This is a genomic window from Psychrobacter halotolerans (assembly GCF_039680845.1).
In the GTDB taxonomy this organism is placed as follows: Bacteria; Pseudomonadota; Gammaproteobacteria; order Pseudomonadales; family Moraxellaceae; genus Psychrobacter.
Genome location: NZ_JBDKWD010000001.1, coordinates 457,348 through 481,434, shown reverse-complemented (window position 1 = coordinate 481,434; position 24,087 = coordinate 457,348). Strand labels below are relative to the sequence as shown.

Sequence of the window (24,087 nt, the reverse complement as noted above, 5' to 3'; positions counted from 1 at the left end):
ATAAGCGCACAGTTATTGTCTAACGGTTATTGGTTTTTTTAGAGTATTCTATTTAAATTTTAAGATTTTCATACGTGCCTTTTACTAAGATATCGTCCGTGACGTTATTGATATCGGTATGACCACAAAATGCCATCGAGATGTCGCACTCCTTATAAATAAGTTCAAGCGCACGGCGTACGCCATCTTCGCCATAAGCACCCAATCCATAAAGAAAAGCGCGACCAATCATCGTGCCTTTAGCGCCCAACGAGATGGCCTTTAGCACATCCTGACCGGAGCGGACGCCACTATCGAGCCACACCTCGATATTGCTGTTTTCGGCTTGAACCGCCTGTACGATATCTGTGAGCGCAGAAATAGAGGAGAGCGCACCGTCCAATTGACGACCCCCATGGTTTGAAACCACCAGCGCATCGGCACCGCTACGCGCAGCCATAATGGCGTCTTCTGGCTCCATGATACCTTTGATAATCAGCTTGCCGCCCCACATATCTTTGATACGGGCGACGTCGTCCCAACTGAGTGCTGGATCGAATTGCTCTGCTGTCCATGCAGACAAGGAAGAGATATCCTCGACGTTTTTTGCATGACCAACGATGTTCCCAAACGTGCGTCTTTTTGTGCCCAGCATATTGAGACACCATTGCGGCTTGGTCATGAGATTCAACATATTGGTCAAGGTCGGTTTGGGCGGCGCTGATAGACCGTTTTTGATGTCTTTGTGCCGCTGACCGAGTACCTGTAAGTCGGCGGTTAATATAAGGGCGGAGCAATTGGCCTCTTTGGCACGGCGAATGAGGTTCGCCATAAAATCTTGATCACGCATCACGTAGAGTTGGAACCAAAACGGTTTGTTGGTGTGAGCAGCAACGTCTTCGATAGAGCAGATACTCATGGTGGATAAAGAGAAGGGGATGCCAAACTTTTCTGCCGCTTGCGCCGCTTTGATTTCGCCATCCGCCCACATCATTCCTGTAAATCCAGTGGGAGCGATGGCCACTGGCATCTTGACAGGCTCGCCAATCATGGTAGTCGCCAGACTGCGGTTTTCCATATTGACCAACACGCGCTGACGCAGCTTAATACGGTCAAAATCGCTTTCATTGTTGCGATAGGTGGTCTCAGTCCATGAGCCGGAATCGACATAATCGTAAAACATACGTGGCACTTTGCGCTCAGCCACACGGCGTAAATCCTCAATTTCTGTTATTTTTTCTAAGGGTTTCATAGTTTCCTCACTCTAGACGGGTTACGATTGGCTCACGATTAGGGCATCAATAACTGCTGTAAATCCATCACCGAAAAAGGATAGTTTAAGCGCTTTGATGGCGTCAAAATCACGGGAATGGTGGTGGCAAATTCCATCATTAATGACTCATCAAAATCGGCAATATCGATGTTTTCATAAGTAATCGGCTGTACCGCTTGAAATTGCATCAATATTTGCTCTGCGATGTCGCATAAATGACAGCCAGAAGTCCCTAATAGCCACCACTTATCGACGGTTTGACATGTGCCAAGACGTGGGCTTTGCTCTATGATGCGTGCTCGTAGTGCTTTAATATTATTATCAGGTATAGTGCTAATAGACATAATTGTTCTCTTATCTTAAGACGTACCAAATATTACCTGAGGTTAAAATCTCAATCAAAAAACATGAATACTGTTTACTCTTTATGCCATGATAAAGAAATTGGGTAAATAATGACAGCGATTGTGAGATTAGGTAAGATGACTTGCGGTTTTTAATTACTGATTTATAGGCTTTGGCTTATCACTTTTTATTGATAGTGGTTTTTTATTGATAGTAACTTATTAATAGTGAATTATTAATAGTGACTCACTTTATCTTAGCCTTTTCATCTTATTATTTTTTCAATCACTTGGGTATCTCACATGGCAAGTTTTAGCAAATTTTTCAAACGACTATTACTGGCATTAATACTATTGCTAGTGACCTTCCATGTGTTGGTTGCAGGCTTATTGTTGATTTGGAAAACCCAGCCTATTAACAACAGTATGTTTATGCTGACTCATCGCTTGACAGGCGGTACGGTCACGCAGACGTGGGCGGAATATGACGCCATTGCAAAATCTGCCAAACAAGCAGCGATAGTTAGTGAGGACTCTACATTTAGCCAGCACAATGGCTTTGATTTTAAAGGCATCAAAGCCGCCCAAAAGAAAAATGAAGAGACAGGAAAAATGTCAGCTGGCGGTTCAACGATTACCCAGCAGCTGGCAAAAAACCTATTTTTAACCTCGCATCGCTCGTACGTTCGTAAAGGCGAGGAAGCTGTGATTACGGTGATGCTCGAAACATTTTGGGACAAACAGCGAATCTTGACCGCATATCTAAACGTAGCAGAGTTTGGCAATGGTATATATGGCATTGAAGCGGCGGCTCAGCATTATTTTGATAAATCTGCGGCCAAGCTCAATCGTGATGAATCCGCCTTGCTGATCTCTATGTTGACCAACCCAAAATACTATGAAGACAATCAAGGTGATAGGCGCTTACGTAATAAGCAGCGTATTGTCAAAAAACGTATGAAAAATGCCGTATTACCCCAAGCAACCTAAAAATAGTGTCAGTAAAGGCAAGTTTGAATGGTGATGATGTGTTTTGTCACAAATAATGATTATAAAAGAGGGTGGTAAACCAGCGCTCAAACAATATTATAAAAATAAGCGTATCGATAATGAGACAGGAGTAGTGACGTGACAGATGTGTACGATGAAAAAAACGATGGCAACGGTCAGAATACGATGGATATAAGTGTGAGCAACAAGAGCGATCATCAAACCGATGCGATGAGTGACGATGTGCCATTAACTGAGGTGGAATGGCAACGTTCAGAAGATGGCGGCTATTCACCCAGCAGTTATATCAATCGCGACTTGTCTTTATTACAGTTCCATCTGCGTGTGTTAGCGCAGGCGGCCAGTCCTCGTCATCCGCTACTTGAGCGCTTGTTTTTTTTGATGATCTTTTCATCGAACCTTGATGAGTTCTTTGAGATTCGGGTTGCAGGTATTATGCAAAAGCTTAATATTGGCGATGTGTCCACCAGCGCTCATGGTATGCGTCCTAGCGAGCTGCTCAATGAGATATCTACCATCACTCACGATGCCATCGATGAGCAATATCGCATTCTGAATGAAGATATCCTGCCGGCGCTTGCCCTTGAAGACATTCGCTACCTAAAACGTGATGAGCTCAATGCCGAGCAGTCCGCTTGGATGAAGCGTTATTTTATTGAGCAAGTATCGCCCGTATTGACGCCGATCAGTATTGATCCGGCCCATCCATTTCCGCGTTTGGTCAATAAAAGCTTAAACTTTATCGCAACTTTAGAAGGCAAAGACGCCTTTGGTCGTAATATCAATCTAGCGATTGTACCAGCGCCGCGCAGTCTGCCGCGGGTGATTCGCCTGCCCGATGAATTGACAGGCGGCAAAGAGCATCATGTGATGTTATCAGCCATTATTCATGAGCATATTGGCGAGCTGTTCCTCGGTATGAATGTGACAGGTTGTCATCAGTTCAGGCTGACCCGTAATGCTGACTTGGATTTGGCCGATGATGTCGAGGATATTGCTAAGGCGCTAGAGGGCGAGCTTGAGAACCGCCGCTTTGGGGACAAGGTGCGCTTGGAAGTCACGACCGATTGTCCTGAACATATTAGTGATTACTTACTCGATGAGTTTGACCTGCATGATAATCAGCTGTACCGAGTCAATGGCCCGGTCAACTTAACGCGCCTACTGTTTGACTTTAACATTCCCGCCTTGCGTTATCAGCCTTTTACTCATGTGGTGCCAAAAGAGTTTCGCCGTGAGATGGACAAGTTGGACAAGGCGACGAGTATGTTTGCCGCCATGCGCAAAAGTGATGTGCTGGTGCACCATCCGTTTCATGCGTTTTCACCGATTATCAATCTACTGTGGCAAGCTGCCAGCGATCCAAAAGTGCTGGCCATTAAGCAAACGTTGTACCGCTCAGGAACCAATTCAGAAATCGTTAAAGCGCTTGCAGCAGCGGCGCGTAATGGTAAAGAAGTAACGGCCGTTATCGAGCTACGCGCACGCTTTGATGAAGCCTCCAATATCGCTGTGGCCAACTATTTACAGGAGGCTGGCGCGATTGTGGTCTATGGTATCGTCGGCTACAAAACCCATGCCAAGCTGATGCTCATCGTACGCCGTGAAGATGACCGCATTCGCCGTTATGTGCACTTAGGCACTGGTAACTATCACGCTGCCAATGCCAAAGTATATACCGATTACGGGCTTTTTAGCGCAGACCCTGATATTTCAGAAGATGTACACAATATCTTCCAAGAGCTGACAGGGATGGGCAAACCTGCCAATCTAAAAAAACTGCTACATGCGCCTTTTACTTTACATGAAAAATTAATGGGCTTTATTGATGATGAAATCACTCATGCACAGGCAGGCAAGCGCGCTCATATTATTATCAAAGCCAACGCGTTAACCGAACGTCGTTTGATTGCTAAACTGTATGATGCTTCGCAAGCAGGGGTCAAGATTGAGCTGATTTTACGCTCTATGTGTTGTTTGCGTCCGCAGGTAAAGGGATTGTCTGAAAACATCACGGTACGCTCTGTCATTGGCCGTTTTTTAGAGCATACGCGTATTTATTACTTTTATAATAATGGTGCCGAACGCTTGTATTGTGGCAGTGCGGATTGGATGGATCGCAATTTATTTCATCGCGTAGAGGTGGCTTTTCCCATTGAAAATAAAAAGTTGTTTAAGCAAGTGTATGAAGATGGTTTACTTAACTATTTGCAGGACAACGTGCAAGCATGGACGTTGAATGGCAACGGCGTTTGGAAGCAAGTACAGCCAGCGCCTGGAGAGAAACCGCATGTCGCTCAGTCGCATTTATTAAAAGTGATTAATAGTGTCGATGAGACCCTTTAGCGCATTCATAAAGCTTTAGTAAGTATTGCCCAAAACCAAGTACTGAAATATTTAGTGCTTGGTTTTTATTTGGGTGCTCGCTTTTGTTTAAGGTCATTTCTATCAAAGTTACAAACTGTCTTGTAACCTCACATTTATTCACATATTGATACGGCAGTACACTGGTAACGCCAACCATAGACTTCTTATACTAAATGGCAGTCGCAAAGGATTTGTCAGTATAGGAATGGTTTATAAATAATAATTTATCTAAATGTTAAACCGTTTTACTATCTGCAATATCACTTGTCTATCCCACATACAATAGGAATATGTCATGAGTAATACTAATAACGGTGCCAGCGATAACAATGCCAGTAACGACAATGTGAGCAATGACAGCTCAGACGTTAAAAAAGCCGTCGATCATGCAAACGGTGAGCAAATCGAAAAAAACCTTGAAGAAAATAAGCAAGTAGATGCACCAGAACCATTAAGCGAAGAAGAAGAGACACCTTTTATCGAAGATGACCTACGCACGGATAAATAAATAGTAGGTACGGATAAATAGTTTGTTGTCTGCGTTTGGCTATGAGGAATAAATCATAGTCATATAATTGACTCTTGAACGATCAGTCGTAAGGAATACATTATGTTAGAGAATACGCCACCAAATGATGAAGAAGCCGTACCTGTTGTCAATCCTGCTGAACCGCAAAACAGTAATTCTAAAGCCAGTAACTCTAAAGCTAGTAACTCTAAAGACAGCTACGAGGGTCGAAAACATAAGCCAGATATAGATGGCCCGCAGCAAGCATCAGAAGAAACTGACGAAGTCTACGTCGACCCGCGCAAAGAAGAAGACCTCCCAGCGGGTGGCAAAAACGTCGCTGACTTAAATGCTTATGATTTAAGTCAAAATGCTAATAAATAATAATCGCAAAATTTTATGTCTCAACAGAGTTGGTCATTTAATTGAATAGTGATGAGTCATCTGATTGAATAATAATTATAACAACCAAAAGGATATTACAATGGAAACCAAAGATCCTGCTTTAACGAAGGTTCGAGCCACCAAAGCTGATACTGACATGACACGTGATGAGAATCAGACAATCAATCGCCATTCTGACGACGATATTGATAATCATATCGATGACCATGATGAAGTGGAAAAAAACGTCAGAGAGAACAAAGGGACAGACACCTTTAAAGAAGGCGTGGTTGATTCCGAGCATGTTAACAAAAACGACAATCCTGCACGGCAGCCTGATCGCCGCGACCAACCAGGTAACGGGTTTGATGACAACATCAATGAAGAAACAGTGGGTAGCGAATCGCCCGATAGCGACAAGATCAACAACATGAATCGCTATGCCAATATCGACAATGCACAAACGCGTGTGCTAAATCCTGATGAAAAAAACAGCAACAGATAATGAGCATTGGCATTTTGTAAATGCAAATATATCAATATGCAATACATACTAAGGAGCGAAGATGAGCTTACCTGATGATGATAAACAAGAAGCAACGACTGGCCATAAGCTAAAAGATGCTGATGACAATAATGGTATCGTTCCTGATGATGCGTTGCAAAAAGCCAATCCTGCGGCGGCTGAAAAAGCCACAGACGATCATGATCCGCATGGTGTGACTAAAGATCATAAGCAGTATGATAGTCCGCTTATGGAAAGTGATAAATAATCGTGTGATACTAACTGTATTTCCGATTTGTCTCTACAAGGCGATGAGGGTTTTGAGTTCAATCTCAAAGCCCTCATCGCTTTTTTTTGATTAGCTTAAAAGCGAGCTGGGTAAGTAGCAGCTAGGCAGGCTTCTACTGTACAGGTGTTCCACTAAGTAGGCGTTTCACTAGGCAGGCGTGCCGCTATGAAAACGCAGTTCGTTATCAGGACTGGATATCAGCTCTGCTTCCACCTCTTTAAAAAACGCCACTCGCTCATCGATATTATCCTCAGACAGCGATTGAGCCAGTGCCAGATAATCCTCAAAGTGACGACTTTCTGACTTCAGTAAATAGCGATAGTATTTTGCCAAGCGCTCATCGTCGATGACGTCTGACAGCGCGGCAAAACGTTCACAAGAACGCGCTTCGATAAAAGCACCAATAATCAATACATCCACCATTGCCGCAGGCTCATAAGTGCGTTTGTGCTTTAACATGCCTTTGGCATAGCGTCCGGCACTTAAGTATTGCCATTCTTGTCCACGATCATTCATCAGACTGAGTACTTGCTCGTAATGTAGCATCTCTTCGCGTATCAACTGCGCAAGCTTACACTGTAAATCATAAGAGAACTCGTAGCGAAATATCAAATTCATTGCTGTGCCAGCTGCCTTCTTTTCACAATTGGCATGATCTTGAATGATGAGCGGTAGATTTTCGATGGCCGCATCAACCCAAGACTGCGTGGTTCTAGCACCCAAAAAATCATAAACAGCAGACAGATCTACTTTTATAGGGGAGCGCAGTTGTCTGATATCCACACTGTCTTCTGCTACGTCATTGTGGTTCATATCATCGGTAATATTGCTGCTTATAGTATTGCTCATATGATTAGGCTTCTTATCTTTACTTTAGGTGTTTACGATCTTACTCATTGGTCATATACGCTAAACGCCGATGCTACCTGTATTATCATTATTCTACAACCCAAACATTTATTTTATGAATGGCCATTTCTTGTTTATTTTTATAATTGATAGTAGGATAAGATTTTGCTTGCATGGCATCTTGGCTTACTATTGATAACACGTTAATACAAGACAACACGCATTATAGCAATTACTAATATGATATAAAGCAACAGATGTCCAAAATTCATCTGTCTGCATCCACATAAGTAAAAGCAGTCAGCGTCATTTACAACATAGCGTATCACGAGTATTTTTTAATACATGGACGTTGATACAGCAAAGATTCGTTTCATAATCTAATGTAAATGTTTGAGCCGTTATTGACGGCGCGCTTATATTATAAGGAAATAAGTTTGCCTTTTATGCTCTCTCGGTTGAGCATATATTCAAAGCTGACAATATCTCATCATTGCGATAGCAATTTCGTATTTACATACCTCACGAACAGATAAGGATAACAACATGAGCCAGTCTTCTAACGACAATCGAATTCAAAAAGGCATTCTTGCCATCGACCAGCAGTTGTATGACTTTATTGAAAATGACGTGCTACCAAAAGTCGGGGTTGATTCAGAAAACTATTGGTCAGGTTTTGAAAAAATTATCAAAGAATTCACCCCGCGTAACAAGGCACTGTTAGAAAAGCGTGAAAAGATTCAAGCACAAATCGATCAATGGCATCTACAACATCCTGCTAAAGACGGTGAGATTGACTATCCAGCCTATAAGACGTTTTTGCAAGAGATTGGATATTTATTGCCAGAAGGGGAGGATTTCACTGTCACGACAGAAAATGTCGATGATGAAATTGCAAGTATTGCAGGGCCGCAGCTGGTAGTACCAGTACGTAACGCTCGTTATGCGTTGAACGCAACCAATGCCCGTTGGGGCAGCTTGTACGATGCTTTATACGGCACAGATGTCATTAGTGAAGAAAATGGTCAAGAAGCAAAAGGCGGTTATAACCCAACTCGCGGTGCTGCGGTTGTCGCTTACGCCAAACAGTTCTTAGATGAGCATTTTGCGTTAGCATCAGGCTCCTATACGGACGTAACAGGCTTTAAAGTTGCTGACGGCAAGCTTGAAGTGATTCAAGGCGATAGCAGTACGACGTTAAAAGATCCGGCTCAGTTCGTTGGTTTTTTAGATGAAGCGACAGCGCCAACGGGTATCTTGCTAAAAAATAACGGCTTGCATGTAGAGATTCAAATAGACGCCAGCCATCCAGTTGGTAAAGATGACCCAGCCCATATTAAAGACGTGCTACTTGAATCAGCCATTACCGCTATTCAAGACTGTGAAGACTCAATCGCAGCGGTCGATGCAGAAGAAAAAGTAGAAGTGTATCGTAACTGGCTTGGGCTGATGAATGGTGACTTGCAAGAAACCTTTGAAAAAGGCGGTAAGACGCGCACTCGTCGCCAAAACCCTGATCGTGAATACAATACGCCAGATGGGAGCAAGCTTCGTTTACCCGGTCGGTCATTATTGCTCATCCGTAACGTGGGTCACTTGATGCAAAACCCTGCCATTTTAGTGGATTTGGGCAATGGTCAGGAAGAAATCTTCGAAGGGTTGATGGATGGTTTGATTACACCATTATTGGCGCTCAATGATTTGAGAGGTAAAAACGAGCTATCTAACTCTCGTAAAGGCTCAATGTATATTGTTAAACCAAAAATGCATGGTCCTGAAGAAGTCAAAATGGCCAATGACCTGTTTAATGCCTCAGAAGACCTATTAGAGCTGGAGCGTTATAGCATAAAAATGGGCATTATGGACGAAGAGCGCCGCATGACGGTCAACCTAAAAGAAGCCATTCGTCAAGCAAAAGAGCGTGTCATCTTTATCAATACAGGCTTCTTAGACCGTACCGGTGATGAGATGCACACCAGTATGAATGCAGGCCCGTTCGTACCAAAAGGGGAGATGAAGTCGCAAACGTGGCTGCCCGCATACGAGCAATGGAACGTTGATATTGGTTTAGAGACTGGTCTGCAAGGTCATGCTCAGATTGGCAAAGGCATGTGGGCAAAACCTGATGAGATGAAAGAGATGATGGAGACCAAGGCGGCACATCCTAAGTCTGGTGCGACCACGGCATGGGTGCCATCTCCGACAGGCGCAACCTTGCACAGCATACATTACCATCAAGTAGATGTTGCTGATGTACAAAACAACTTAAAGTCTCGCGAACGTGCCAGCTTAGACGATATCTTAACCATTCCATTGGCAAAAGATATCAACTGGACGGAGAAGCAAAAGCAGCAAGAGCTTGATAACAATGCGCAAGGTATTTTGGGATATGTTGTACGCTGGGTAAACCAAGGTGTTGGCTGCTCGAAAGTCCCTGATATCGATAACGTGGGCTTAATGGAAGATCGTGCGACGTTACGTATTTCCAGTCAGCATATTGCCAACTGGTTGCATCATGATGTGGTCAGTGAGACGCAAGTGATGGATACCATGAAGCGTATGGCCAAAGTGGTTGATGAGCAAAATGCGGATGATGAGGATTATCAACCAATGGCAAATGACTTTGACAACTCTTATGCCTTCAAAGCGGCGTGTGATTTGGTCTTTAAAGGTCGCGAGCAGCCTAGTGGCTATACTGAACCGTTACTACATCAGGCGCGCCTTGATCTAAAAGCCCATTGTTAATTTGGCCAGATGTTTACCTGTGCTGTAAATAGGATAAATTGTTTTTATAAGCGCTATTTATTCATAGATAAATAGCGCTTTATTATTAGTCCATTGAAAGTTCATTGTTCAGATTGAGGACACTCTCTTACAATCAAAGCCATTATAGGAATCTATTCGGTCTTTATCTGTATTTGCAGGTAGAGCGTTTTTTTGTGGATAAATACATTCAATAATGTGCATATTAATTATTAATTGTCACGTTTAAAAAGCGAAAAAATGTGTTGCAAATTATGTCAAAGTTGTTATGCTTGTATTCGAAGTATGAGTTTGGTAACGGATGTTACGCAACGGACCGATTAAGACCAAAGTTTACATGGCAGTTACTTTTTTAATCCAAGTTATGTAAGTCATGGTTTTTTTCATCTTACTGTAATAGAACTTCGCCACACTTGTTTCTGACTAATCTCGGTAGCCAGTTACACATTATATCTTTGAGGATTTGTGACGATACCATTATGAGCATCAGCTAATAATAGCTCGCTTATTACTAAAATTGTAAAGTGGAGATACCCCATGAAAAAACTACTTTTAGCTACAGCAGTTGCTGCTTTATCTGTATCTGCAGCCAATGCAGCGCCAACTCTATATGGTAAAGCATTCTTAGCTGCTGACTATGTGAATACCGATTTTGATTCGAACACAGGTTTTCCTGCTTTCAACTATGATGAAGACACGGTAGAGATTAATTCTCATGGTTCACGTATTGGTCTAAAAGGTTCTGAAGCCATGACTGCTAATACTGATGTTATCTATCAGTTAGAGTATGGCACACGTATCGATGGTGATAGCAATGGTTTCACTAACCGTGATACGTATCTTGGTGTGGTAAACAAGCAGTTTGGTGAGTTCCGTGTTGGTAAAAACCAATCAAGCCTAGCCAGAATCGACAACGTTGTTGTTAACCAAGGTTACTGGGATAACTTAGGTACTACACAGAACGAAAGCGAAGCTGTTGAAGCGTTAAACATGGCGGATAGTAACCGTATCCAAAGTTCAGTTATCTGGACTGCACCAAAGTATGACGGTCTACCATTACAATTGTCTGCCATGTACAGCTCTGATGATGCAAATGGTAACGACAATGCTGGTTTCGGTGTTGCGATGATGTTTGATCAAGGTACTGGCTTCACTGCTGGTATTGCATACGATAAAGATCAAAACATCGATGGTGATATCATCCGTGGTACGGCTACTGTTGATTTAGGCAAATATATCGCAGCCCCTGTAAGACTAGGCGCGCTATATCAAGTAGCGGATTATGATGGTGCTGATAACTCAAGTGACAATAAGAAAGAAAAAGGTTTTGTTATCAGTGGCGAGATGGGTCTAACTAACTTTGCCCGTCCAGCGTCTGTATACGCCCAGTATAACAACACTAGTAACTTGAACGGTTTCAATAACTCTGATTCAGACCAAATTGTTGTTGGTGGCAGATACTTCTTTAAAGACAACATCATTATGCATGCTTATGCTGGTATGAACAAAGCTGACAATGCTGGTTACTCATGGACTGATACTGTACAAGAAGAAGATCAATTAGTTACGACTTCTGGCGATACTGAAGTAATCGTCGTTGGTACTGGCCTAGAATACAAATTCTAATCTAACCATTAGAATCTGATTATAAAAACTCATCCTTCGGGGTGAGTTTTTTTATGTCGTCTAAAATTTTTTGTTAGGTATAATGGCGCGATTGATAAAAGCATTTTAAGATTTTAAGTATTACAGAACTCTACATGACAGAAATGAAATGGTAGAAAAGGTATTTCAATGAAGAACGTATTTTTAGTCACAGGCATGACAATGTTACCGCTAGCTGCCGTCCATGCGGCGCCGGAGATATACGGTAAAGCTTTTGTGACCACCGATTATAGTGATACTAGCGTCAGCACTGATAATCAACCAAATCGCTTTGATCGCGTCGATAGCGATAATGTACAAATCAATTCAAACTTTTCAAGATTGGGTTTGCGTGGTTCTGAAGCCTTGACCGATAACACGGATTTAATTTATCGCTTAGAGTACGGTATTCAAATTGATGGTTCTGGTAGCGACGCATTCAATAGTCGCGACACTTATTTGGGTATCAAGAACAAAAACTTTGGTGAGCTGCGTGTTGGACGTAATACGTCAGTACTAGGCTATGCCTATGGTCCAATGGTGGCGCGAGCTTATTGGGACAACTTGGGCAAAACCATACCGGCCTCGAACAATATTGTCTCAGCGCTTAACATGATCGATTATACCCGTAAAGACAATTCTATCTTATGGATTGCGCCGCAATTTGATACTCTGCCTATAGATGTAGTGATGCAGTATGCCACGAATGAAGAGAGTGAGGATCGCGATGCTGGCATCGGTGCTTATGTAAACTATTCATCTAATAAAGGCATTGATACTGCGATCGCTTTTAGTCGCGATATTGAGGCGAATGGCAGCATTAATGTACAAGATTTTGTCACCGATAAAAACCTTGATGGACGAGTCAACTATGGCGGTGATGTGATTCGCGGTACCATGACCTTAGATATCGATCACTATGTCGATATGAAAGCGCCCGTCACGCTAGGCGCTGTTTACCAACAAGCCGATTATGATTTTGATGGTGCGATCACAGAAAAAGGATTCATTGCCAGCGCCAATATGAGCCTGAAGCAATTTGCGCATCCGGCATCACTTTATGTTCAGTACAATCAAACCGACAATTTAAATGGCATTCGTAACAACGAGTCCAAACAAATAGTGCTAGGCGGTGAGTATGAATTTAAAGACAATATCATTGCCCACGCATACATTGGTCAAAACTCAACTGATTATAACGACCCTCGGGATAATGCGCGTAAAGCAGCTGATATCAAAGTAGTGGCAGCTGGCGGCGGCTTAGAGTATTTATTTTAATAAAAATCATCATGCAGAGTAAGTGACCGCGTTGGGTTTTTTTCTGATATTAGTCTTATTATTTGGCGTGGTTTTTTATTATGAATTTTTTGCCGAGATCGTTCAATCTGAATAAATACGAGTTAGAGACGAAGAGTTTTAAATAGTTTGTGCTTTTGCCCTATATTTTGTGGCTTATTTTTAGTAAAATCCTTCCTTACCAATTACCGACAGATTACTATGACCAAATTTATATTTGTGACCGGTGGGGTGGTATCCTCACTAGGAAAAGGTATCACCGCAGCGTCTCTGGCAGCGGTCTTAGAAGCACGTGGCGTGACCGTTACGATGACCAAGATGGATCCGTATATCAACGTTGATCCAGGTACGATGAGTCCGTTTCAGCATGGCGAAGTATTCGTGACCGAAGATGGTGCTGAGACGGATTTAGATTTGGGTTATTACGAGCGCTTTTTACGTCATTCAAAAATGAGTAAGAGCAACAACTTTACCAGCGGCCGCATCTATCAAAATGTGCTCAACAAAGAGCGCCGCGGTGAGTACCTTGGTGGTACGGTACAGGTGATTCCGCATATCACTGATGAGATTAAAAACAAGATCTTGGCAAGTGGCGAAGGCTACGATATCGCTATTATCGAGATTGGCGGTACCGTTGGTGATATTGAATCACTGCCATTTATGGAAGCCGTACGCCAAATGCAAGTGGAGCTTGGTCGCAATAGAGCGATGCTCATGCATTTGACGCTTGTGCCTTATATCGCGAGTGCAGGTGAAACCAAAACCAAACCAACCCAGCATTCTGTCAAGGAGCTGCGTTCTATCGGTTTACAGCCTGATATCTTGATCTGCCGCTCTGATCATCACATCTCACAAGATAACCGTCGTAAGATTGCGCTGTTTACCAATGTCGAAGAGCGCGCCGTCATTATGTGTGAAGATGCGCAAAGTATTTATCAGATACCACGTACGCTTCATGAGCAAGACCTTGATGATTTGATTTGTGAGCGTTTTGGTCTTGATGTGCCAGAAGCAGATTTGAGCGATTGGGACAAAGTAGTAGAGGCCCAGCTTAACCCCGAAGCGACAGTGACTGTGGCGATGGTGGGTAAATATGTTGAATTGCCTGATGCTTATAAGTCGATTAACGAAGCCTTGCTGCATGCTGGTATCACCCACAAGCTTGATGTCAAAATTGACTATATCGATGCAGAAGTTTTAGAGAGTGATGAGACTTTATTTGTTCGTTTGAGCGATGCCGATGCAATCTTAGTACCAGGCGGTTTTGGCGAGCGCGGCACCAATGGCAAAATAAAAGCCATTACTTATGCGCGTGAAAACAACGTACCGTATTTGGGTATTTGTCTTGGTATGCAGTTGGCGGTGATCGAGTACGCACGCAATGTTCTGAAGATCGATGCCAACTCGTCTGAGTTTGATCGTAAGACAGCCGAGCCTATCATTGGTTTGATTACTGAATGGTTAGATGAGCGCGGCGAGTTACAGATTCGTAGCGATGATTCAGACCTTGGTGGTACGATGCGTTTAGGCGCTCAGCAAGCCGAACTGGTCTCTGGCAGTAAGCTGAGCCAAATCTATGGCGCAAGCAATATCACTGAGCGTCATCGCCACCGTTATGAGATGAACAACCGCTATATAGAGCCATTAGAGCAATCAGGTATGACCATCTCAGGCTATTCTGCCAAGCAGCATTTGGTAGAGTCGGTAGAGATCTCTGAGCATCCATGGTTCATCGCGGTGCAGTTCCATCCGGAATTTACCAGCTCACCACGTGGTGGTCATCCATTGTTTAACAGCTTTGTCAAAGCGGCGAAAAACTTCACCGCAGCCAAATAATAATCAAAGCAATACGCCGCTATTTATTAAAAAAGACTGATCTTCGGATTGGTCTTTTTTTGTGCTTATATATTTTCAATCTAAAATAAAAGTAGTACATACAAGCGTCATGTGCTACTGGGACAAATTTTCCTTGCTGGCTGTTCGCAAGCGTGACAGAGGCTTCGCAAAATGTACGCCCGTATTGCTGTATTTTTTTTATAGTGGATTGGCTATATATTGACTTAATTATTGATTGCAGGTAATTACGCTTGAATACTTTTTTTCATGGGTCTATCGGTTACAATGTGACATACAGACACGAACAACAATAAAGAGGATAACGGTTTAATGGAAAATTTATCAGCGGCACAATCGCACATCCACCTTAAAACGCCTGACAATAAGACAATCAATATTGGTAACGATCAACCCTTTGTGTTGTTCGGTGGAATGAATGTTTTAGAATCCAAAGAGTTGGCATTCGAGATTGCTGAGCAATATATTGAAATATGTCAGCGTTTGGGTATTGGCTACGTCTTTAAAGCCAGCTTTGACAAGGCCAATCGCTCAAGTTTGCACTCTTATAGAGGGCCTGGGTTAGAGCAGGGCATTGATTGGCTCGGACAAATCAAAGAAAAATTCCAAGTGCCAATTATCACAGACGTGCATGAACCGCATCAAGCAGCGCCAGTGGCCGAAGTGGCTGACATTATCCAGCTTCCTGCCTTTTTGTCACGTCAGACCGATCTGGTGCATGCGATGGCGAAAACGGATGCGATTATCAATATTAAAAAAGCCCAGTTTTTAGCGCCGCATGAGATGCGTCATATCGTTAATAAATGTCTTGAAGGTGGCAATGATAAGTTGATACTGTGTGAGCGTGGCAGTGCCTTTGGTTATAACAATCTTGTCGTGGATATACTTGGCTTTGATACGATGAAGCAAATGGACATTCCGGTATTTTTTGATGTGACGCACAGCTTGCAGCAACCGGGCGCGCGTAGCGATAGTGCAGGTGGACGCCGAGAGCAAATCACCACGCTGGCACGTGCAGGTATGGCAACAGGACTGGCAGGGCTATTCTTAGAGGCGCATCCCAATCCAGAAACAGCAAAATGCGATGGCCCTTGTGCCTTAAGAATGAATCAATTAGAACCATTCTTGCGTCAACTTAAGCAGATTGACGACTTGGTTAAAGGCTTTGAGACACTCGATACTCATTAATAGGGAAGAGGATAAGACCATGGCGATAAAAATGGCGCAGGTAAGTATTGAAAATATCGATGATGCCGAAGGGTTAGACAGTGTGATGACGGCATTGAAAAACATCACAGGCGTGACTGCTATCGATTTGGACAAAGCAAGTAACACCGTTACCATCCGTTATGATGACACGGACACAACGATTCATGCCTTTACGGCGGCAATTAGTATGGTGGATTATGTGACCCAGCCATTTCCTATCGATGCACCGCAAAACCCGCGTTATGATGATTAATCTTTATGGTTGCCGAGGAAGTAGTGGTGAATAATGATTGAATAGCACGGTTAACTTTGGGTTTTTAATAGATTGATACCTAAATACGTGTCTGTTACCCATTATGATTAAACGGTAATTAAACCGCTGCTGGACTTTAACATTATTAATAAAGCAATAACCAAACCGCCTTGTTGTCGCCCGTGATTCGGTTTATGCTGGTTTTATGCTTTCCAATCGGTCTTTAAAGGACAGCAACATAAAAAAGACCGTTGTAAAAGTAGATTATTCACCAATAACAATAAGGAGCCCTACATGGCAAACCAAACACGTATTATTAAGATTGAAGGCATGACTTGCGGCGGTTGTGTGGCAAGTGTGCACAGTGCGACACAAGACATTGATGGGTTAGATACCATGAGTGTTGAGCTTGATACCAATCAAGCCACCGTCACTTTTGACGACAGCAAAACCAGCGTAGAAGCGATTGCTGCCGCTATCGATGACGCAGGCTTTGATGCAAGCGTTGCCAATTCATAAATTTTATTTGTTGTTTAGAAAAACCAGCTATCATGGCTGGTTTTTTTAATGAGAAAAGATTGATATTGTAGACTGAAGAAAATGAATCAACGTGTTTAAAATTGCGCCTATTGAATGTTAATTTGTTTGCTTTAGTAGCCTTCACCCACCGATGTTTTTATGGCCTATATCAATTAAAAACGCCATACGAGTCCCACTTATGAAAGATTCTACCCATACTGACCCTCATGATATTGACAATAACAATAAAAATAACAGTAATAATGACTATGATGTCGATACTGACATTCAAGCCAAAACGACACTCTCGCCGCAGTGTGCTCATCTGCAGCTTGGTATTGATGGCATGAGCTGTCAGGCTTGTGCGTCACGTATCGAAAAGGTGCTTAATAAAAAGCCTTCAGTATACGAGGTGAATGTAAGTTTTGCAGGCGAGACCGCCAATGTTGATTATGATCCAGCGCAGACGACGCCTGAGCAAATAACAGAATGGGTGAACAAAACAGGCTTTGTTGCCAACTTGCAAACCGCTGATAATCTGTTTGCACAAACCGATGAAGACACTACCACGCAGTATCCGTGGCGGTTGATTGGGTTGTGGGTATGCTTGTTACCGTTTTTAGCGGGCATGGTAGGTATGCTGGCTGGAGAGGGCATGGCGTGGATGCCGCCTATTTGGGTTCAATTTATTTTAGCCACGATTGTGCAGTTTGGGCTGGCCTTACCGTTTTATAAGAGTGCTTGGGCGTCTATTAAAGGTGGTCTTGCCAATATGGATGTGTTGGTTGTCATTGGCACCATAACCATTTGGGCATATTCGACTTACCTGTGGCTCACTCATGGCGATGGGAGCTTAAACAGCTTGCTGCATAGTAGTCATATGGGTGGCCACAGTATGAGTAACAGTCCTGCCGTCTATTTTGAGGCTGGCGTAATGGTCATTGCTTTTGTGCGAACGGGCAAATATCTTGAAGAGCGTACCAAAAAGCACAGTCTCAATAGTATTGATTTATTATTGTCATTAACTCCTGATGAAGTAGAGCGCCAAGCATCCAATGGTGAGTTTCATAGTGTCAGTCTTCAAGAGGTGCAAAAAGGGGATATATTGCGTGTCAAGCAAGGTAGCCGTATCGCAACCGATGGTGTGGTCATTGACGGCAGCGGCTGGTGCGAGGAAAGTCACCTAACAGGGGAGTCAGTACCGCTCAAAAAAGATGAAGGTGATACGTTGATGGCAGGTGCACTGCTAGAAAATGGTAGCTTACTATATCGCGTCAGTGCTAAAGGCAGTGATACCAAGCTTGGCGATATGGTACAAGCGCTGAGTGACGCTCAAGGCTCAAAAGCCAACTTGGCGCGCCTCGCTGACAGAGTAACGGCGATCTTTGTCCCCGTTGTCATCACCATTGCTTTGATTACCTTTGGGTTGACTTGGTGGCTGACAGGTCTGGTAGATACGGCGCTCATGCACGCAGTATCGGTTTTGGTGATTGCTTGTCCTTGTGCGCTAGGATTGGCCACGCCAGCGGCGATTATGGCAGGTATGGGTGTGGCTGCGCGGCACGGTGTTTGGTTTAAAGATGCGCAAAGTCTTGAGGCGGCAGGTAATATTGATACCGTCGTGCTCGATAAGACAGGCACATTGACCATCGGCAGACCCACCATCGTGGATAAGCTGATGGTAGATAAGTCTTTGGCAGTCGATGATGTATTACAAATTGCAGCCAGTGTCGAGGCGCATGCCAGCCACCCATTAGCGACCGCACTTATTCACGCGGCGGCAAAACGTCAATTGCCCCTATTGTTGGTGAATGATATCAATGTCGTAAAGGGCGCGGGGATTCAAGCCAATATCGATGGACTGGGTTTGGTCAAGGTTGGGACAGCAGAATTTGCAAGCTTAAAGCTGCCCAAACTGATGCCAAAAGTTTGGCAAATTGCCAGCACGGTAGCAGTGAGTATCAATGATGAGCCGTTAGGTGCTTTTGCCTTGGCGGATGATTTAAAAGCGGATACGCCTCAGGCCATTACTGCGTTACAACAGGCAGGTACTCGCGTTATTTTGATGAGTGGTGATAAGCAGTCTGTCGTTGATCATGTAGCAGGGCAGCTGGGTATTGAACAAGCCTATGGTAAAATGAGCCCGCGTGACAAAGCCAGTCAAATTGCCTTGTTGCAAACGGCTGGGCATAAAGTTGCTATGGCAGGGGATGGCGTCAATGACGCACCAGCGATGGCAACCGCCGATGCAAGCTTTGCTATGTTTGAAGGCACAGATGTGGCGCAGCACAGTGCTTCTGCCCGCTTGATGGGCGAGTCGCTCATGCATATTGATGCGGCACAAAAAATCGCGCAAGCAACGCTACGCAATATCAAACAAAACCTGTTTTTTGCCTTTATTTATAATTGTCTTGGTATTCCGCTTGCTGCATTTGGCTTTTTAAACCCTATGATTGCGGCGGCTGCGATGGCGCTAAGCTCCATTTCTGTATTGATGAATGCCTTACGATTGACTCGGTTTAAGACAGAGGTAGCGCTTGACAACACCGTGTCTGCTTCTCGTATTAAGACAGACACTGCCACAAAAGCATGACTGTCATTTTAATCAATATCCATGAGTATTGAGCGCAGGCCATAAACGTAAATACTGGTTTTTGTGTTAAATATTATGATGGCAAGTCGGTGTAAGATAAGGGCAGTTTACGAATAAATATGATATGATGCCAAGCACTATAGCGGGCTGTCGCTGTCATCAACAGACCTTACGCCATACTTAAAGTAGCCCATATATAGCACTTTTATATTGAATTTACGATACGATAGTTTGCTTTACCTTTTTTGTATTCTAGTTGCCGTTATTTATCCCATAAACTTGGCATGACCAAAGGAATTAACAGACATTATGTACGCTGAAGAAACCAACAACGTCACCGCAATTAAAGACATTCGCGCCCGTGAGATTTTAGACTCGCGCGGTAACCCAACGATCGAAGCTGATGTAATCTTAGCTGATGGTACTATTGGTCGTGCTGCTGCTCCAAGTGGTGCTTCTACTGGCTCACGTGAAGCGCTTGAGCTGCGTGATGGCGACAAAGATCGCTACATGGGTAAGGGCGTTAAAAAAGCGGTCGCTAACGTCAACAGCCAGATTCGTAGTGCCTTGATGGATCAAGACGTCACCGAACAGCAAAGCATCGATGATATGATGATTGCGCTTGATGGCACAGAAAACAAAGACAGTCTTGGTGCCAATGCCCTGTTAGCGGTATCGCTTGCAACCGCTAAAGCCGCTGCCAAATCACAAAATCTGCCACTACATCAGTACATTGCCAATTTGCGCAACCAGACGTCGCTCACCATGCCTGTACCGATGATGAATATCCTGAATGGCGGTGAGCACGCGGACAATACGGTCGATATTCAAGAATTTATGATTGAGCCAGTTGGCTTCACAAGCTTTTCAGAAGCCCTCCGTGCTGGTACAGAGATTTTCCACAGCTTAAAATCGGTTCTAAAATCACAAGGCTTGAATACAGCAGTCGGTGATGAAGGCGGTTTTGCCCCAAACCTACGTAGCAACGAAGAAGCCATCACCGTTATTTTGCAAGCGATTGAGCAAGTTGGCTATAAAGCAGGTGAGGACATTCATCTGGCTCTAGATTGCGCCGCAAGCGAGTTTTACAAAAACGGTCAGTATGTACTGGCAGGCGAAGGCAATAAAGCGTTTGATAGCCAAGGCTTCTCAGATTATCTCGTGGGTCTGGCGCGTCAATATCCTATTATCTCTATCGAAGATGGCCTTGATGAGTCAGATTGGGATGGTTGGAAGTATCTGACCGAACAGATTGGTGATAAAGTCCAATTGGTCGGTGATGATTTGTTTGTGACCAATCCTGCTATCTTGCAAGAAGGCATTGATAAGCACATTGCCAACGCAATTTTGATCAAATTTAACCAGATCGGTACGTTATCAGAGACACTAGATGCGATTTATCTGGCGAAGAAAAACGGCTATGCGACCATCATCTCCCATCGCTCAGGTGAGACGGAAGACAGCACCATTGCCGATTTAGCCGTTGGCACCGCAGCCGGTCAGATCAAAACGGGTTCACTGTGCCGCTCAGACCGCGTGGCAAAATACAATCAATTGCTGCGTATCGAGCAACAAGTACGTGCAAGCTACCGTGGCCGCGAAGAATTTATCGGGTTACGTGGTTAAGAATCTGTCATTGTAGCTGCCGCTGAGCAATAGAGACTCATTAAGATGAGAGTATATTGCTCAGCAGCGTTAGCTGATAATAAGCGTGGCTTATTTTTAATTTACCATTTTTTATCGTTTGGCGTGATTATATGAAATACTTTAGCCAATTTATGTTACTTGCTTTAGCGGTTGCAGTGCTGTTGGGACTGCAATATCAGTATTGGCTGGGTGAGAACGGTCGATTTGGGCACAATAAACTGTTGACTCAGATTGAAGAGCAGCAGCACCTGAATGACAACCAAGTCGCTGCCAACAACTTATTACGTACTGATGTCTACGACCTAAAAAATGGTCTTGAAGCCGTCGAAGAGCATGCACGCTTAGATTTGGGTTTGATTAAGCCAAATGAGACATTCGTCCAAGTATCTACGGCCCCAACGACCCACACTCGCTATTGATTTCTCAAAATTTCACCCCACCTATGTTTATATAGTACAAACATGGTCTACAGTTAGTATTATCTTCGATTGATGTTTTTTTATTTAGCCAATCTTTCATGGGTTTTGACCATGAGTGCTAGTTTATGAATAAATCTCCTCGTATTTATGCCATGATTGTCGCTGCTGGTCGCGGTAGTCGTTTTGGTGCGCCTGTTGCCAAACAATATACGATGCTGCAAGGACAGACGTTGCTGCAACATAGTGTGGCGCGGCTTGCCTGTAGTAAGTACATTGATCAATGCTTACTGGTTATAGCAGCAAAGGACAGTACCGCGCAGACGCTCGATTTTATGCTTCCTGTGCGTTATACGGTTGGTGGTGAAGAGCGTTGGCAGTCGGTACAAGCAGGTGTGGCCGCTATCGATCGTATAGGTGCTGATGACGCTGATTTGGTCTTAATTCATGATGCAGCGCGTCCTGTCGTACCTAGGCATGATATTGATCAAGTCATTGAGGCGGCCATGGGAGATCCTTACGGCGCTATTTTAGCCACACCAGTGGCTGACACCCTAAAAACGGCTTACACGCCATCTGAGCTGACTGAGGAAGCCTTAGACGTAAGTTATAAGCATACTTATGCCAAGCGTACTATTGATCGCAGCCATATGTGGCAAGCACAAACGCCGCAAGTATTCCGATTGGGCGCGTTAAGGCAGGTACTTAACCATGTGTCCGCAAACCAACTCACGATTACCGATGAAGCCAGTGCGTTTGAGTATTTAGATTTGCCCATTCGCCTTGTCACTGGTAGCCGTCAAAACCTCAAACTGACTTATCCGGATGATGCTGTATTGATTGGCGCTATCCTTACTGCTCAATCAACGATCTAGTAAGATTCAGATATTTCAGCCCTCTTAACTTCTACATTCATATCATTTATCTTCGTTTATTTTTGTCCTTATATAAGCGTGATAACTTGTGTAGAAACTGGCTACTAAGATGCATTTTCAGTAGGCTTTACAAACAGTTATAAAAAAAAGTTTACTAATGATAGTTACTAATTTAATATAATCATAAGTTGCTTTGATGACGTAAGTAGCATATGATGTAACCAACTTAATACAATTAATATAAATATTTATAAAATCAATAATATACAAAACCAATTAAGGGGTTTTGTTCCTATATTTTTTCTAAATTTAGTATGGTTGTCTTAGCTACATAGACCTGATTATAGGGAGAAGCTGATTGTCAACACTCAATGATTCTACAAATCCAGTAACCGCAGAGCTTTACCAGCTTGTTTATTTGAGCCAAATCACATCGACTGGGCTTTCAGATTCAGGCACGCTCAATGACATCGCAGAAATCGCTGTCAATCGCAATAAAGAAGACAATATTACAGGTATTCTTTGCTACGGCAATGGATACTTCCTACAGTGTGTAGAAGGTACTGAACAAGCGCTGACTGATCTTAAGAATCGTTTGCTCTTAGATGATCGCCATAAAAATCTAAAAATATTGGATTTTTCGGCGATTGCTGAACGACGTTTTGCGGGTTGGTCGCTGCGTTCTATCACGCTTGAGCGTTGGATGGTGAGTGAGCCTAAACTGAAAGATTTTATGCCATTCACACCTGACAAGTGGGCGCCTAACGAATATAAGGAATTTTTAGCTATTTTACAGCGTTATTACGAAGAGCAGGTAGAAAGCGATAAGGTTGATACTCAGCCTATTAAATACAGTACGCTAGGTCTGACATTGGGTAAAGTCATCGGTCAGCATCAAGTGTTCTTTTTAATTCAAGCCATACTCGGGGCATTGATTGTACTGGCGCTATTTTGGTTATTGCTATAAGCGATTGGCTAGTATAAATAGATGTTATTTAAAATTGGAGTCAGCCTAATGGGCTGGCTTTTTTTATTGGGTACAGCAGAAAATCGCTAGAGTGGTTATAATTCATCCAAAATAAAAGTGGTGCATAACGTCATAGTATTCTAATGGTATAAATTTTCTTGCTGGCTGCGGCGTTGCGGACAGAGGTGGCAAAAAATTCATACCAGCCACGCTGACTACTTTTATCGCGATCTGACTGTAGAACGAATTGGCTATATATAGTAAATAGAGATAAGAAACGACAGGCATAAAAAAACCCAATCACCATATATCGTGATTGGGTTTCTTCGGTGGTACGCTTATTAGTCTTACTGACTGCTTTGTAGCAACTTTGCTAATAAGTGACGCCAAATAGTGGCGTCCCCAGGGGGATTCGAACCCCCGTTACCGCCGTGAAAGGGCGGTGTCCTAGGCCTCTAGACGATGGGGACTAGTAACAACACTTCAACTGCTTTCACCATTTATGCTGAAGTGGTGCGTATTCTAATGGTGTCCGCGTTTTC

Annotated in this window: 21 protein-coding genes and 1 tRNA gene; 18 read left to right on the top strand and 4 right to left on the bottom strand. The window is 43.4% G+C overall.

What is annotated here, in order from left to right:
- Positions 1-52: 52 nt before the first annotated feature.
- Together AAJP47_RS02035 and AAJP47_RS02030 are read right to left on the bottom strand one after the other, a co-directional pair.
- Positions 53-1,231: an alpha-hydroxy acid oxidase gene (locus tag AAJP47_RS02035; protein WP_346716237.1), complete on the bottom strand. Its 1,179-nt coding sequence runs from the start codon at positions 1,229-1,231 to the stop codon at positions 53-55.
- A gap of 38 nt (positions 1,232-1,269) precedes the next feature.
- Positions 1,270-1,596, bottom strand: coding sequence for a glutaredoxin family protein (locus AAJP47_RS02030; RefSeq protein ID WP_346716236.1), 327 nt, complete (start codon positions 1,594-1,596; stop codon positions 1,270-1,272).
- 303 nt (positions 1,597-1,899) lie between these two features.
- Here AAJP47_RS02030 and mtgA point away from each other — a divergent pair, with 303 nt between their 5' ends.
- From mtgA to AAJP47_RS02000, 6 genes are all read left to right on the top strand, one after another.
- Positions 1,900-2,586 (top strand): monofunctional biosynthetic peptidoglycan transglycosylase, encoded by a 687-nt coding sequence (mtgA, locus tag AAJP47_RS02025; RefSeq protein WP_346716235.1) that lies wholly within the window; start codon positions 1,900-1,902, stop codon positions 2,584-2,586.
- A gap of 231 nt (positions 2,587-2,817) precedes the next feature.
- Positions 2,818-4,953 (top strand): polyphosphate kinase 1, encoded by a 2,136-nt coding sequence (gene ppk1, locus AAJP47_RS02020; protein WP_346716555.1) that lies wholly within the window; start codon positions 2,818-2,820, stop codon positions 4,951-4,953.
- Between the two features lie 316 nt (positions 4,954-5,269).
- Positions 5,270-5,482, top strand: coding sequence for a hypothetical protein (locus tag AAJP47_RS02015; protein WP_346716234.1), 213 nt, complete (start codon positions 5,270-5,272; stop codon positions 5,480-5,482).
- 102 nt (positions 5,483-5,584) lie between these two features.
- A complete protein-coding gene (locus AAJP47_RS02010) occupies positions 5,585-5,866 on the top strand; it encodes a hypothetical protein (RefSeq protein ID WP_346716233.1) in 282 nt (93 codons plus the stop codon).
- Between the two features lie 100 nt (positions 5,867-5,966).
- A complete protein-coding gene (locus tag AAJP47_RS02005; protein WP_346716232.1) occupies positions 5,967-6,371 on the top strand; it encodes a hypothetical protein in 405 nt (134 codons plus the stop codon).
- 61 nt (positions 6,372-6,432) lie between these two features.
- Entirely contained in the window at positions 6,433-6,639 is a 207-nt protein-coding gene (locus AAJP47_RS02000; protein ID WP_346716231.1) for a hypothetical protein, read from the top strand.
- A gap of 168 nt (positions 6,640-6,807) precedes the next feature.
- Here the strand turns inward: AAJP47_RS02000 and AAJP47_RS01995 are convergent, their stop codons facing one another.
- On the bottom strand, positions 6,808-7,509 hold the full coding sequence (locus tag AAJP47_RS01995) for a MiaE family protein (RefSeq protein WP_346716230.1): 702 nt from the start codon (positions 7,507-7,509) through the stop codon (positions 6,808-6,810).
- Positions 7,510-8,055: 546 nt separating this feature from the next.
- Here AAJP47_RS01995 and AAJP47_RS01990 point away from each other — a divergent pair.
- The 12 genes from AAJP47_RS01990 (at position 8,056) to AAJP47_RS01935 (ending at position 23,545) form a co-directional block, all read left to right on the top strand.
- Positions 8,056-10,254 carry a malate synthase G gene (locus AAJP47_RS01990; RefSeq protein WP_346716229.1) on the top strand — a complete coding sequence of 733 codons (2,199 nt, stop codon included), beginning with the start codon at positions 8,056-8,058 and terminating at the stop codon, positions 10,252-10,254.
- Positions 10,255-10,809: 555 nt separating this feature from the next.
- A complete protein-coding gene (locus AAJP47_RS01985) occupies positions 10,810-11,898 on the top strand; it encodes a porin (RefSeq protein WP_346716228.1) in 1,089 nt (362 codons plus the stop codon).
- Positions 11,899-12,066: 168 nt separating this feature from the next.
- Positions 12,067-13,194, top strand: a complete 1,128-nt coding sequence (locus AAJP47_RS01980; RefSeq protein ID WP_346716227.1) for a porin — start codon at positions 12,067-12,069, stop codon at positions 13,192-13,194.
- A gap of 219 nt (positions 13,195-13,413) precedes the next feature.
- Positions 13,414-15,048: a CTP synthase gene (gene pyrG, locus AAJP47_RS01975; RefSeq protein ID WP_346716226.1), complete on the top strand. Its 1,635-nt coding sequence runs from the start codon at positions 13,414-13,416 to the stop codon at positions 15,046-15,048.
- A gap of 330 nt (positions 15,049-15,378) precedes the next feature.
- Entirely contained in the window at positions 15,379-16,254 is an 876-nt protein-coding gene (gene kdsA / locus AAJP47_RS01970; protein ID WP_346716225.1) for a 3-deoxy-8-phosphooctulonate synthase, read from the top strand.
- Positions 16,255-16,273: 19 nt separating this feature from the next.
- On the top strand, positions 16,274-16,528 hold the full coding sequence (locus tag AAJP47_RS01965) for a heavy-metal-associated domain-containing protein (protein ID WP_346716224.1): 255 nt from the start codon (positions 16,274-16,276) through the stop codon (positions 16,526-16,528).
- Positions 16,529-16,822: 294 nt separating this feature from the next.
- Entirely contained in the window at positions 16,823-17,047 is a 225-nt protein-coding gene (locus AAJP47_RS01960; RefSeq protein ID WP_346716223.1) for a heavy-metal-associated domain-containing protein, read from the top strand.
- A gap of 199 nt (positions 17,048-17,246) precedes the next feature.
- Entirely contained in the window at positions 17,247-19,640 is a 2,394-nt protein-coding gene (locus tag AAJP47_RS01955; protein ID WP_346716222.1) for a heavy metal translocating P-type ATPase, read from the top strand.
- Positions 19,641-19,949: 309 nt separating this feature from the next.
- Positions 19,950-21,266, top strand: a complete 1,317-nt coding sequence (eno, locus tag AAJP47_RS01950) for a phosphopyruvate hydratase (protein WP_346716221.1) — start codon at positions 19,950-19,952, stop codon at positions 21,264-21,266.
- A gap of 131 nt (positions 21,267-21,397) precedes the next feature.
- Complete coding sequence (locus AAJP47_RS01945) at positions 21,398-21,706, top strand: FtsB family cell division protein (protein ID WP_346716220.1); 309 nt, start codon at positions 21,398-21,400, stop codon at positions 21,704-21,706.
- Positions 21,707-21,831: 125 nt separating this feature from the next.
- The gene (gene ispD / locus AAJP47_RS01940; RefSeq protein ID WP_346716219.1) at positions 21,832-22,578 is read left to right on the top strand and encodes a 2-C-methyl-D-erythritol 4-phosphate cytidylyltransferase; all 747 of its coding nucleotides are present in this window, start codon (positions 21,832-21,834) and stop codon (positions 22,576-22,578) included.
- 358 nt (positions 22,579-22,936) lie between these two features.
- The gene (locus AAJP47_RS01935) at positions 22,937-23,545 is read left to right on the top strand and encodes a BLUF domain-containing protein (protein ID WP_346716218.1); all 609 of its coding nucleotides are present in this window, start codon (positions 22,937-22,939) and stop codon (positions 23,543-23,545) included.
- Positions 23,546-23,939: 394 nt separating this feature from the next.
- Here AAJP47_RS01935 and AAJP47_RS01930 read toward each other — a convergent pair.
- Positions 23,940-24,015: transfer RNA gene (locus tag AAJP47_RS01930), tRNA-Glu, on the bottom strand.
- Between the last annotated feature and the right edge of the window lie 72 nt (positions 24,016-24,087).